12 protein-coding genes and 1 other RNA gene are annotated in these 11,710 nt (G+C 70.3%); 6 read left to right on the top strand and 7 right to left on the bottom strand.

Going from position 1 to position 11,710, the window contains the following annotated elements:
* The first annotated feature begins 547 nt into the window (after positions 1 to 547).
* Both istA and ACKOB8_RS13255 read left to right on the top strand, forming a co-directional pair.
* Complete coding sequence (gene istA / locus ACKOB8_RS13260) at positions 548 to 1,789, top strand: IS21 family transposase (protein ID WP_526377962.1); 1,242 nt, start codon at positions 548 to 550, stop codon at positions 1,787 to 1,789.
* Between the two features lie 9 nt (positions 1,790 to 1,798).
* Positions 1,799 to 2,977: a site-specific integrase gene (locus ACKOB8_RS13255; RefSeq protein WP_526377960.1), complete on the top strand. Its 1,179-nt coding sequence runs from the start codon at positions 1,799 to 1,801 to the stop codon at positions 2,975 to 2,977.
* Positions 2,978 to 3,000: 23 nt separating this feature from the next.
* On the opposite strand, the gene rnpB is transcribed toward ACKOB8_RS13255, so the two are convergent.
* The 6 genes from rnpB to cobC all read right to left on the bottom strand — a co-directional run bounded on the left by rnpB (position 3,001) and on the right by cobC (position 8,327).
* Positions 3,001 to 3,399: RNase P RNA component class A (rnpB, locus tag ACKOB8_RS13250), an RNA gene on the bottom strand.
* Positions 3,400 to 3,469: 70 nt separating this feature from the next.
* Positions 3,470 to 4,561 (bottom strand): class I SAM-dependent methyltransferase, encoded by a 1,092-nt coding sequence (locus tag ACKOB8_RS13245; protein WP_526377958.1) that lies wholly within the window; start codon positions 4,559 to 4,561, stop codon positions 3,470 to 3,472.
* 54 nt (positions 4,562 to 4,615) lie between these two features.
* Entirely contained in the window at positions 4,616 to 5,794 is a 1,179-nt protein-coding gene (locus tag ACKOB8_RS13240; RefSeq protein WP_526377956.1) for a bifunctional RNase H/acid phosphatase, read from the bottom strand.
* 19 nt (positions 5,795 to 5,813) lie between these two features.
* Positions 5,814 to 6,542, bottom strand: a complete 729-nt coding sequence (locus tag ACKOB8_RS13235; RefSeq protein ID WP_526377954.1) for a zinc ribbon domain-containing protein — start codon at positions 6,540 to 6,542, stop codon at positions 5,814 to 5,816.
* Positions 6,532 to 7,368 (bottom strand): Nif3-like dinuclear metal center hexameric protein, encoded by an 837-nt coding sequence (locus ACKOB8_RS13230; RefSeq protein ID WP_526377952.1) that lies wholly within the window; start codon positions 7,366 to 7,368, stop codon positions 6,532 to 6,534. The genes ACKOB8_RS13235 and ACKOB8_RS13230 overlap by 11 nt, the downstream gene beginning before the upstream one ends.
* Complete coding sequence (gene cobC, locus ACKOB8_RS13225) at positions 7,365 to 8,327, bottom strand: Rv2231c family histidinol phosphate aminotransferase CobC (protein WP_526377976.1); 963 nt, start codon at positions 8,325 to 8,327, stop codon at positions 7,365 to 7,367. Before cobC ends, ACKOB8_RS13230 begins: the two co-directional genes overlap by 4 nt.
* Before the next feature lie 173 nt (positions 8,328 to 8,500).
* On the opposite strand from cobC, the gene ACKOB8_RS13220 reads away from it, so the two are divergent.
* From ACKOB8_RS13220 to ACKOB8_RS13210, 3 genes are read left to right on the top strand one after another with little or no spacing between them, the layout of a single operon-like run.
* The gene (locus tag ACKOB8_RS13220) at positions 8,501 to 9,160 is read left to right on the top strand and encodes an HAD-IA family hydrolase (RefSeq protein ID WP_526377974.1); all 660 of its coding nucleotides are present in this window, start codon (positions 8,501 to 8,503) and stop codon (positions 9,158 to 9,160) included.
* Positions 9,153 to 9,638, top strand: a complete 486-nt coding sequence (locus ACKOB8_RS13215) for a low molecular weight protein-tyrosine-phosphatase (protein WP_526377950.1) — start codon at positions 9,153 to 9,155, stop codon at positions 9,636 to 9,638. Before ACKOB8_RS13220 ends, ACKOB8_RS13215 begins: the two co-directional genes overlap by 8 nt.
* Positions 9,638 to 10,465 (top strand): SURF1 family cytochrome oxidase biogenesis protein, encoded by an 828-nt coding sequence (locus tag ACKOB8_RS13210; protein ID WP_526377948.1) that lies wholly within the window; start codon positions 9,638 to 9,640, stop codon positions 10,463 to 10,465. Before ACKOB8_RS13215 ends, ACKOB8_RS13210 begins: the two co-directional genes overlap by 1 nt.
* On the opposite strand, the gene ACKOB8_RS13205 is transcribed toward ACKOB8_RS13210, so the two are convergent.
* Entirely contained in the window at positions 10,419 to 11,384 is a 966-nt protein-coding gene (locus tag ACKOB8_RS13205) for a cobalamin biosynthesis protein (RefSeq protein WP_526377946.1), read from the bottom strand. The genes ACKOB8_RS13210 and ACKOB8_RS13205 overlap by 47 nt on opposite strands.
* Positions 11,385 to 11,470: 86 nt before the next feature.
* On the opposite strand from ACKOB8_RS13205, the gene ACKOB8_RS13200 reads away from it, so the two are divergent.
* Positions 11,471 to 11,674: a hypothetical protein gene (locus tag ACKOB8_RS13200; protein WP_526377944.1), complete on the top strand. Its 204-nt coding sequence runs from the start codon at positions 11,471 to 11,473 to the stop codon at positions 11,672 to 11,674.
* The last annotated feature ends 36 nt before the right edge of the window (positions 11,675 to 11,710 follow it).

Here is an 11,710-nt window from a genome sequence, read left to right as displayed (position 1 = left end):
ACGTGGTGGAGGGCGTTTGGGTGGTGAGGGTGTCCTGGACATCGCTTGCGTCGGCGGGCCCGGAAGCGGCGGGGGTTTTGCCGTTGCGGAGTCGGTCTTTGGTCGCGGTGACCGCCGCGGATCCCCCGGCGAGGCCGGTGGCGTATCCGGCGGCGCGCGCCACACTGGGCGGGACGACAGCGGCCGCGGTATACCCGGCGGCGCGGGCGATTCCCGCCCCGGCAGAGCGGGTGCCCGGGGTGGCGGGCGGGTGTGCGCCCGTCGGCGCACCGGCGGGCGGCGTAGATCCTGGGCGGGCCCTGTTGACGGCACCGGCTGCGGCGTTGGCGGCAACACCGGCGGCGGCCTTGGCGGCGACGGCTTCGGGGGCGGCTGCGGTCGCGACACCGGCTTTGGCGGAACGGTAGATCCGGGTGTTAAGTCGGCGCTTCTGGTAGCACCTGTGTAACTATCCGGTAGCAGTGGCGCGGGCATCTGGTAGCGCTTTGGAGGATTGCTTTCGTCCGTGACCGCAGGGGTCGCGGCAAGCGAGAGGAATCGTCTGCGGATGACGGATTACCGGTATGTGATGGGCCTGCTGGTGCAGGGGCTGGCCTACAGGCAGATCGAGGCGATGGCGGGGTGTTCGCATCGGGCGATCGCCCGGGCCCGGCGTGTGCTCGATGAGGAGCAACTCAGCAGCGCCGAGCAGGTCGCCGCGCTGTCGGCGGAGGATCTGGATCGGCTCTTCGCCGATGGCCGCAAGAACGTGGCTGGGGAGTTCGTGGCGGTGGATATCGACAAGGTCGTCACGGCACGGCTGGGTCGTAAGAAGCCGCCGCTGAAGGTGCTGTGGGGTCAGTACCTGAAATCCCACGCTGCCCCGGGTGCTCGGTTCTACGGGTATGAGCGGTTCTGCCAGGTCGTCACCGAGCACGTCCGGGTCAATGATCTGACGCTGCCGATCGCCCACGTGCCAGGGCATACGATGCAGGTCGATTGGGCGGGCACGATGATGCAGGTCACCGATCCGATCACCCGGGCGGTGACGCCGGTGGCGGTGTTCGTGGCGACGTTGCCGTTCTCGGGCATGGTGTTCGCCTACGGCTACCTCGATGAGAAACAGCCCGCCTGGTGCGATGGGCATCGGCGGGCGTTCGAGTATTACGGCGGGGTCGCCCAGGTGATCGTCCCGGACAACGCTTCGACGGCGTCGAACCAGATCAGCCGCACTGACCGGGCGCGAGACGTCAACGCCTCGTATGCGGATTTCCTGGCCCATTACGGGGCCGCGGCGGTGCCCACACGCTCGAATCGTCCGCGGGACAAAGGAAATGCCGAAGCCGGGGTGAAGGTCGTCACCAACTGGGTGATCCACTTCCGGTCCGACCGGGTGTTCGCCTGCCTCGATGACCTCAACGACGCGGTCGCCGCCCAAGTCGAGGCGATCAACGACCGCAGACCGTTTCGCGGGGAGCCGCGGTCTCGGCGGGAGTGGTTCGACGGCCATGAGCGCGATGAGCTCATGGCGTTGCCGGCGCAGCGGTGGGAGCCGGTGACCTGGCGCAAAGCGAAGGTGCACCGGGATTGGCATATCCAGCTCGACACCATCAAGTACTCGGTGCCCTACCGGTTCGCCGGCCGCTCGGTGGACGTGCGGATCATCGGCACAGCGATCGAGGTGCTCGCCGACGGGCAGATCATCGCCACCCATCAACAGGGCCGGCACCGCAATGGGTACGTGACCGACCCCGAGCACGCGCCGCCGCACTACGAATCGGTGGCCGGGTTATGGACCCGCGGGATATAGGGGGAAGCAATGTTGAAGAGGAATCAACGGGCGGGTGTCGAGGACCGCTGGACAAAAACGATCCGAAGCGCCGACGGCACCTCACAGACAGTGCCGAGCGCGCAGCACGGCCGGGGAAGCCGTTGGCGTGCAAGCTTTGTCGATGACAGCGGCCGCGAGCATTCGAAGGGTTTCACCCGGAAGGTCGATGCCCAGCGGTGGCTTGACGAGGTGACCGCTGCCCTTGTCACGGGCCAGTATTGCGATCCGAAGGCGGGGCAAGTGACCTTCCGCGAGTACGCGGAGCGTTGGCGGAAGATGCAGATCCAGCGGCCCAGTTCGCGTGCTCATGTCGAGACGATGTTGCGTCGGCATGCCTATCCGGTGTTCGGGGATCGCCCAATTGCTTCGATCTTGCCGAGCGACGTTCAGGCGTGGGTGAAGGGATTGGAGTTGGCGCCGGCAACGGTCGGTGTCGCACACGGCATCGTCTCCACGGTCTTCAAGTCTGCGATTCGGGATCGTCGGATCGTTTCGAATCCATGCGAGGGGACGAAACTGCCGAAGGTTCACCGTGCTCCGGTTGTGCCGCTGACTACCGAGCAAGTTGCGGCAGTGCGGGACGCGCTTCCAGCGGAACTTCGCGCGCTCGTGACGCTCGCTGCGGGCACGGGGATGCGGCAGGGGGAATGCTTCGGCCTCACGGTGGACCGGGTCAGATTCCTTGAGCGGGTGGTGACGGTTGATCGTCAACTCGTCACGGTGCAGGGGCAGAAGCCTTCCCTGGCCCCACCTAAGACGCGGGCGAGTGTGCGCGCCATTCCCCTCCCCCAGGTCGTTGTGGACGCCCTGGCGGAACACCTGGCGGCCTTCCCGGCTGACTCTGGCGGCCTGGTGTTCACGCTGTCTCGCAAACCGATCACAAGGTCGGTGTTCGGGCACAAGTGGCGCGCGGCGGTGAAGGCGGCGGGCCTGCCGGCAGGGACGGGATTTCACGCTCTGCGCCACTACTACGCGAGTTTGTTGATCCGGCACGGGGAGAGCGTGAAGACGGTTCAGTCCCGTCTCGGCCACGCAAGCGCGGTCGAGACACTGGACACCTACAGCCATCTGTGGCCCGATTCTGATGACCGGACGCGGGACGCAATCGACTCGGCCCTTGGAACTACTGCGGACGATCTGCGGACGATTGACGGCTCAAAAGGCTGAAACCACAGCTCACAGGCGTGGGGCGGACGAGTTGGCCTGTAAGCCGGATTCTGTCCCGCCGCGCCGGATCCCGGCGCGGCGGCGGCGACCATCCATCTGGGCACACCGTCGCCGGGTGCCTCGAGCGGCCTACCCGCAGGCTCGGGCGAGCAGCCCTCGAGCGCCTGCGCAGCCGCACCAGGTGCGGCCTTCTGGCCTTGCTTCGGGTGGGGTTTACCGAGCCACCCCGGTCACCCGGGATGCTGGTGCGCTCTTACCGCACCGTTTCACCCTTACCGTCCACCCCGGGGGGCGGGCGGCGGTCTGTTCTCTGTGGCACTGTCCCGCGAGTCACCTCGGATTGCCGTTAGCAATCACCCTGCTCTGTGAAGTCCGGACTTTCCTCGACCCGCACAGCGAGCCGCGGCCGCCCGGCCAACTCGTCCGCGCTATGTAACCTACTGGGTCGCCAGGGTGTTCCGCGAGCGGCGGCTACCTGTCGGCCACCGGCGGCTACCAGCGGCCGGGCCCGGCGCCCTTGGGGGCCATGTGCCAGTCCGCCTTACGGTAGACCAGCCAGCGCATCTCGATCGGACACTGCTCGCGCGGCACGTCGAAGGTGTCGCGGCCGCTGACCCAGTCCGCGTACCAGCTGGTCGGGGGCCACGCCTCGGCCGGCAGATGGTCCTTCTCGTAGTCATAGACCGACTCGTCGGAGACCAGCTCCAGCGGCAGCATCGCCGCCGCGGCCGCCACCTCCGGGTAGGTGAAGATCGAGGTGTAGGTCTGCTGGCCGAGTTCGCGCGCGGCGTTGTCGGGGACGTAGGAGCCGCGGGCCAGGAACGTGTTGAACACCAGCCGGCCGCCCGGAGCCAGCACACGGGCGGCCAGTTCGAAGATGCGGCGCAGCTGATCGGTGTTGCGGAAGTCGGAAACCACCTCCGAGAGCAACACCAGTTGGTAGTCGTCGCGCAGATCCTCGGTCGCGGCGAAGACGTCGCGCTGCAGCACCCGAACGCTCAGCCCCTCCCGCTGCGCCTCGGTGCGGATGATCTCGGCGAACTTCTCGGTCATCTCGACGGCGTCGACGGGGTGGCCGCGCCGGGCCAGAGCCAGGCTGTTGCGGCCCGTTCCCGCTCCGATGTCGAGCACCGGAAACCCGGCCGGCTCGTCGGCCTCGCCGGCCAACGCCGAGACCCGCGCGTCGGGCTCGGTGCCGAAGTACGGCGGTTCACGGGTGGCGACCCAGTTGTTGTAGGCACCCTCGACGGTGAACCACTCCGGCTTGACGGTGTAGGTGACCGTGAGACCGACCGGCGCGTCGTAGCTGATGACGATGTCCGACCGGGGGGACTCCAGGTAGGCCGCGGTGAGCTGGCCGCGGAGCACCTCCCGCAGGTGGGCGAGTTCGTCGGCGTTGAACTGGACCCCGATCGCGCTGAACGTCCGGTCGCACATCGCGACGTAGTCATCCACCATGCCCGGCACGGCCGGCAGTTTGATCGTCCCGTTGACCACGGCACGCCGGAGCAGCCGGCGCGTCAACGCGTCCCGCGGGGGCGCCCCGGCGGATGCGCCGGTGGGATCTGTCGGTGGTTTTTCCACACCGCATCTCTACACGACGTCGGGCCGCCGAGGCCAGTCCGCCCCGGCCCGGGCTTATCCGCGGAGGTAGGACGTGTCGTTGACCAGCCGCACCGAGGCCCCGCTGTCGGGATAGAACTCGGCGACGCTCAGCGAGGCCAGGTCCAGGTGCAGCCGCTGCAAGATCGAGGCACCCGCCCCCAGCGCCAGGCGCAGCAGCGTTTTGATCGGTGTCACGTGCGAGACGACCAGCACGGTGCCGGGGCCACGCTCGGCGATGACGCCGTCAAGGAAGCGCTGCACCCGAGTCCGGACCTCGTCGAAGCTCTCCCCCTCCGGCGGCCGGATGCTGGTGTCGCTCAGCCAACGGCCGTGCAGTTCGGGGTGGCGTTCGGCGGCCTCGCGGAACGTCAGTCCCTCCCAGTGGCCGAAGTCGGTCTCGACCAGATCCTCGTCGACACTCACCGGCAGCCCCAGCGCCCCGGCGGCGGCGGCGGCCGTGTCGTGGGCCCGGCGCAGCGGAGAGGACACCACCGCCGAGATGCCGCCCCGCCCGGACAGGTAGCGGGCGGCGTCCTCGGCTTGCCGGCGGCCGAGGTCGGTCAGCGCCGGGTCGCCGCGGCCGGAGTAGCGGCGCTGTTGGGATAACTCGGTCTGGCCGTGCCGCAGCAGCAGCAGCCGGGTCGGGGCACCCCGGTTGCCGGTCCAGACCGCGGGCGGAACGGCCAGGGCGCCGGGCGGCGGGTCGCCCACCGGCACGCCGGCTACCTGGTCGGCGTCCATCGCCGCGCCGGCTACCTGGTCGGCGTCCATCGCCGCGCCGGCTACCTGGTCGGCGTCCATCGCCGCGCCGGCTAATTGGTCGGCGTCCATCGCCTCGTTGGCCAACCGGTCGGCGTGCTTGTTGCGCTCGCGGGGAATCCAGTCGCAGGTGAAGGACGCGAAGGTCGACGCGAGGGCGCGGGCCTGCTGGTGCAGCTCGGCCATCGCCGGGTGCTTGACCTTCCAGCGTCCGTTCATCTGCTCGACGACGAGTTTGGAATCCATCAACACCGCGACGTCGTCCGCGCCGAGCCGGCGCGCCTCCTCGAGTCCGGCGATGAGGCCGCGGTATTCGGCCACATTGTTGGTGGTGTGCCCGATCGCCTGCTTGTGTTCGGCCAGCAGGGTGGCATGGTCGTCCGCCCACACCACGCAGCCGAAGCCCGCGGGGCCGGGGTTCCCCCGCGCACCCCCGTCTACTTCGACGATCACCCGCACTGGTCCACCCGGTTCATCCGGCGAAGCGCACCAGCAGGGCCCGGCATTCCGGGCAGCGCGGAACCTCGTCCTCGGCAGCCGCGGAGATCCGCGCCAGTTCGCCGCGGTCGAGTTCGATACGGCAGGCCCCGCAGCGCCCGTTGAGCAGCCGGGCGGCGCCGATCCCCGCCGACGAGCGCTGCCGCTCGTAGGGTTCGAGCAGCTCGGGATTCAGATCGGCGGCCAGTCGCGCGCGGTCGGCGGTGCGTTCGGCGCGGGTGTTCTCGATGTCGGCGAGTGCCTGGTCGCGCGACTGGCGCGCGGCGATGATCTGTTGATCGAGATCGTCGACGGCGCGCTGGCCCGCCGCGTGGTCGGCAGCGAGCTGTTCGCGTCGCTCCATCAATTCCAGCAGCGCGTCCTCCAGGCTTTCCCGGCGCCGCTTGAGCGTGCCCAGTTCGTGCTGGAGTTCCTCGAGCTGTTTGGCATTGACCGCTCCGCCGTCGAGCAGCCCGCGGTCGCGTTCCTCGCGGGACTGCACGGCGTCGACCTCGGACTCCTGCCGGGCGATCTGCGCGTCGAGGTCCTCCAGCGCCAGGCTCAGCGCAGCGAAGGTGTCGGCGGCCTCGCGATGGTCGGCCTCGAGCTGGGAATAGCGCTGCTGCTCGGGCAGGTTGGCGCTGCGGTGGCCCAGGCGCGACAGCTCAGCGTCGACATCGGCCAACTCCAGCAGCCGGCGTTGCAAAGCCGCGTCAGCTTTCATCACTGCTCCCGGTGACGGCCAGGTTCCACGGATCGGTGCGCAGCGGGCTGACGGTGACCGCCAATGCATCACCGAACCGCGCCCGCAGCAATGCCGCGGCCTGGGTGCACCAGGGGAACTCACTGGCCCAGTGGGCGACGTCGATCAGTCCCACCGCGCTGGCCCGACGGTGCTCGTCGGCAGGATGGTGACGGAGGTCGGCGGTGAGGTAGGCCTGCACGTCGGCGCTCTCAACGGTGGACAGCAGCGAGTCGCCCGCACCGCCGCACACCGCGACCCGCGAAACCGGGCGGTCCGGGTCACCCGCCGCCCGCACGCCCCACGCGGTTGCCGGCAGTGCGGCGGCCACGCGGGCGACGAGATCGGCGAATCGCTCCGGGCGGGGCAGCGAACCGATGCGGCCGATGCCGCAACCGGCGGGCATCGAAGCGCCGCGGTCGGAGGCCGAGTCGAGCACCTCCTCGACGGTGAGTCCCACCGCCTCGGCCAGGGCGTCGGACACGCCGGGGTTCGCCGCATCGGCGTTGGTGTGCGCGGTGAACAGCGCCGCGCCGCTGCGAATCAATCGGTGCACGAGCATCCCTTTCGGATAGTCGGCAGCCACCGAATGCACGCCCCGCAGCAGCAGTGGGTGGTGCGAGAGCAGCAGCCCGCCCCGGCCCACGGCGTCCACGACCTCGGCGGTGGCGTCCACGGCGACCGTCACCGACTCGATCGGCTCGGCGGGGTCTCCGCACACCAGCCCGACCGCGTCCCAGTCGCTGGCCAGGTTCGGCGGGTAGGCCTCATCGAGTACGTCGATGACGTCGGCCAGTCGCACGCTCACCGAAGCCCCTCGGCGATCGCCTCCACGAGCACCGGCCACTCCGGCCGTACCGCGGCACGAAGGTAATCGGGTCCAAGACCCACGAAGGTGTCGCAGCGGCGGATGGCGATTCCGCCGGCCGCGAGCCGTTTGCGCATCAGCGGGGCGTCGGGAACGCCGAACAGCACGAACGGCGCCGTACCGTCGACGACCTCAAGACCCAGCCCGCGCAGGGCGTCGGCCATCCGGGTGCGCTCGGCCGCCAGCACCGCGGCGTCGGCAGCGGCCTCGGCGATCGCGGCGGGCTCGCAGCAGGCGGTGATCGCCTCCAGTTGCAACGTGCCCAGCGGCCAGTGCCCGCGTCCCGCCGCCAGACGGGCCAGGACGTCGGGGGCGCCCAGCGCGTAGCCGACCCGCAGGCCCGCCAGCGACCAGGTCTTGGTCAGACTGCGCAGCACCAGGACATCGGGCAGTCCCAGCCCGGCCAGCGACTCCGGTTCGCCCGGCACCGCGTCGGCGAACGCCTCGTCCACGACGACCAGCCGTCCGGGCCGCCGCAGGGAGAGGATCTCCCGCCGGTCGTGCAGCACGCCGGTGGGGTTCGTCGGGTTGCCCACCACCACCAGGTCGGCCGCCTCGGGAATCACAGCGTCACCCAGACCAAACGGCGGCGGCAGCACCGCGTGGTGGGTCGGCACTCCCGCGGCCTGCAGCACCGCCTCGGGTTCGGTGAACGCCGGCGCGACCAGGACGGCCAGTCGCGCATCCAACCGCGGCAGCAAAGCGAACCCCTCCGAGGCGCCGGCCAGCAGCAGCACCCGGTCCTCGCCGACCGCGTGCCGGCGAGCCACCGCCGACACCGCGGCGTGTTCGTCGGCGGCTGCCGGGTAGGACGCCAGATCCGGCAGCCGATGGGCCAGTCGCGCGAGCAGCCAGGGCGGCGGTTGGGACCGGCGGACGTTGACGGCGAAGTCGAGCATCCCCGGCAGCACGGCCTGGTCGCCGTGATAGCGCGAACCGGGGCGCGGCGTCCCGCTCTCCTGCTGCCCAGTCACGACTAGCACAGTAGTGCGCGGCGGTCGGCCGGGCCTGCGGGTGGCCTTGGTTGCGAACCGATGTTGACACCACAGCTGACGCCGGTGCTAACAATGGTCTGGTGGCCCGCCCCGAGTTGGTGATCTTCGACCTCGACGGAACCCTGACCGATTCCGCCGAGGGCATCGTCGCCAGTTTCCGCCACGCGCTGGCTGCGATCGGCGCCGAAGCCCCCGACGGCGACCTGGCCGACCGCATCGTGGGGCCCCCGATGCACAGCACCCTGGCGGCCATGGGGCTCGGGGCACGCGCCGACGAGGCGATTGCGGCGTACCGGTCGGACTACTCCGAGCGGGGCTGGGCGATGAACGCCCTCTACGACGGCGTAGCCGAGTTGCTCGGCGATCTGCGCTTGGCCGGGGTCCGGCTTGCGGTGGCGACCTCCAAGGCCGAACCCACCGCGCGCCGCATCCTCGACCACTTCGCCCTCGCCCAGCACTTCGAGGTCATCGCCGGAGCCAACCTCGACGGATCCCGCGCGACCAAGGCCGAGGTCCTCGGGCACGCCCTCAACCAGTTACAGCCACTACCCGACGGCATCGTCATGGTCGGCGATCGGGCCCACGACGTGCAGGGTGCCGCCGCGCACGGCATCGCCACCATCGTGGTCGGCTGGGGGTACGGCCGCACGGACTTCGACGACGCCGCGCCCGCCGCACCCCCGCCAATCACGCACGTGCGGACCGTCGCTGATCTCCGGGAGGCACTCGGTGTCTGACGCGACGCTGCATGTGACGTTCGTGTGCTCGGGCAACATCTGCCGATCGCCGATGGCCGAGAAGATGTTCGCCCATCAGATCAGCCAGCGCGGTCTGGCGGAGCGGGTGCGGGTCAGCAGCGCCGGCACCGCCGACTGGCACGCCGGCGCGGCCGCCGACGACCGCGCGGCCCGGGTGCTGCGCGAGCGCGGGTATCCCGACGCCCACCGGGCCGCCCGGGTCGACCGCGACCACCTGGGTGCCGACCTGGTGGTCGCCCTGGGCCGCAACCACTTCCGGATGCTCGCCCAGTGGGGCGTCCCGGCCGAGCGGTTGCGCATGCTGCGGTCGTTCGACCCGCGGACCGGCGAACCCGCACCCGATGTCGAGGACCCCTACTATGGCGACCACACAGACTTCGAGGAGGTGTGCGCCGTCATCGAAGCCGCGCTGCCGGGACTGCACGCCTGGGTCAGCGAACGATTGGCAGCAGACTGATGCGCAGGTGGAGTTTCCTGCTGCGGCCCGGCTGGCTGGCGCTGGCGCTGCTGGTGGTGACCTTCGCCTACCTGTGCCTGACCGTTCTCGCCCCGTGGCAGCTCGGCAAGAACACCGCGACGTCCCGGGAGAACCGGCAGATCCAGGCCGCGCTTGTTCTCGACCCCGTTCCGGTGACAACCTATCTGCCGCAACAGGACTCGTCCGCTCCCGACGCACAGTGGCGGCAGGTCACCGCGAGCGGCCGGTATCTTCCCGACGCGCAGGTACTGGCGCGCCTGCGCGTCGTCGACGGTGCGCCCGCCTACGAGGTTCTCACCCCGTTCGCGGTGCAGGGTGGCCCGACCGTTCTGGTCAATCGCGGCTACGTACGACCCGAGCAGGGCACCGCGGTGCCCGATATTCCCCCGCCGCCGAACACGCCGGTGACGATCACCGCGCGGCTGCGTGACTCAGAGACGGCACCACCGCAGAACAGGACGCCGTTACGCGAGGGTGGCTATCGCCAGGTCTACGCCATCGACACCGGGCAGATCGCCGGACTGACGGGCACCGCACTGACGGGTTCCTACCTGCAACTGGTTGAGAACCAACCCGGCGGCCTGACCGTGCCGCGCCTGCCCAAACTCGACGCCGGCCCCTTCCTGTCCTACGGCATCCAATGGATCGCGTTCGGCATCGTGGCTCCGATCGGTCTGGGCTACCTGATCTTCGCCGAGATCCGGATGCGGCGGCGGGAGGCGGCCGCGCGGGCGAAGTTCGCCGAATCCGCCGCGCCACTCACCGTCGAGGAGAAGCTCGCCGACCGCTACGGCCGACGGAGCTGATCGCCACGGCCGTCGTGGCCGACGCGACCTGAACGGCGCGCGACAGCCGCACCGCGCGACGCAGGTCGTCGACGTCCGGCCGGCGCCCCTCACCCAGGGAGGGCCGGATCTCCAATTCGTGGCGATACTGGGTCGGGCCGCCGAGCTGCACGCCGAGTGCGCCGGCGAACGCGGCTTCGGTGACTCCGGCGTTCGGACTGGGATGACGGGAGGCATCGCGCCGCCACGCGCGCAGCGCTGCGGCGACCGAGCCGCCGGCCAACGGCGCACACAGCGCCACCAGGACCGCCGTCACCCGCGCCGCCGCATAGTTGGCAATGTCGTCGAGTCTGGCTGCGGCCCAGCCGAACCGGAGGTAGCGCGGCGACCGGTGGCCGATCATGGCGTCGAGGGTGTTGATGCCGCGATAGGCCAACACCGCCGGGACTCCCCCGACCGCCGCCCACAGCAGTGGCGCCACGTGCGCATCGGAGGTGTTCTCGGCGACCGATTCCACTGCGGCCCGGGTGAGACCGGGACCATCGAGCGCGGCCGGGTCCCGCCCGCACAGCGCGGGCAGTACACCGCGCGCACCGTCAAGGTCGCCGGCGTCGAGCAGATCCGCCATCGCCGACCCGGTGCGCGCCAGCGTGGTTCCGCCCAGCGCCGTCCACGTCGCGGCCGCGATGATCGCCGCGCGGGGGATCCCCCGGCGCGCCCGTCGCTGCGCCAGCACTCCCCCACCGGCCAGACCGGAAACCAGCACGGCGGTGTACAGCACACCCACACCGCGGTTATCGCGGTAGACACGTTGCTCCAGACCAGCCGCGAGCGCACCGAAGCCGGCCACCGGGTGACCGCGGCGGGGATCGGCGAACACCACGTCGGCGAGGTAGCCGAGGAGAATCCCGGCGGGCCCCGGCCGTCGGAGCGCGGACACCCCGGCAGCCTGCCACACCCGGCCGCTCGATTTTCGGGTAGTCGGCTACCTAGGACCCCGCGTCGGTTGCCGCCGAAGATGAAGGCATGGACCTGACGGACGACCGCGTTGACGCTCACGAGGCCGCCTTGCGCCGGCTACCCGAAACACATTCACTGCTGCTGCGACTACGGCAGGCGGGTGTCGCCGATCCGCTGATCTGCGACTACCTGCACATCGAACCGGAGGGGCTGCACACCCTGCTCGAGGTGGCCGAGCGGAAACTGGCCACCGAACTGGCCCGAGGCTGACCGGCCGGTCCGGATTTCGGAGTCCTGGTTCGGGCC

The organism is Mycobacterium sp., from assembly GCF_046091765.1.
Taxonomy (GTDB): Bacteria; Actinomycetota; Actinomycetes; order Mycobacteriales; family Mycobacteriaceae; genus Mycobacterium.
This window is presented reverse-complemented; position numbering and strand designations above follow the sequence as displayed.